This is a genomic window from Vibrio sp. M250220 (assembly GCF_036533795.1).
Lineage (GTDB): Bacteria > Pseudomonadota > Gammaproteobacteria > Enterobacterales > Vibrionaceae > Vibrio.
Window position 1 is genome coordinate 1 of the sequence record NZ_JATABI010000231.1, and the last position, 375, is coordinate 375.

Genomic DNA, 375 nt, shown 5'->3' on the forward strand with positions numbered 1-375 from the left:
TTAACTCAGTCCCTAACCGAAAACCTTCCCAATGGATGGACACTGGCACCAACCAATGGCAATTGGAGTTGACCTTGCCTGCATTTACCATAGGCCAACGGATTGGCTTACAAATAACGCGTAAGCCCAAACAAGTTTATAGCTATGGCCCTACTGAGGCGAAGCCAGCTGTTATGCTTAATGAGCAGAACGGCACATGGAGCCAAAAAAAAGAAGAAGGAAGCCCCGTCACCTATCGATTAGATTTGGGCGGTAGTACGGAGGATACCATCACGGTACTGGTTAGCATGCCGTTTAACTGGCAAGCCTCAAAGCATCAACAACTGGGCTATATAGCGTCAGGTAAAAAACAAGGTGATTTAACCGTAGAGCCTG

General features: G+C 47.2%; 1 pseudogene. It reads left to right on the forward strand.

What is annotated here, in order from left to right:
• Positions 1-375: pseudogene (locus tag QTN94_RS20570) on the forward strand (hypothetical protein); the annotation flags it as partial.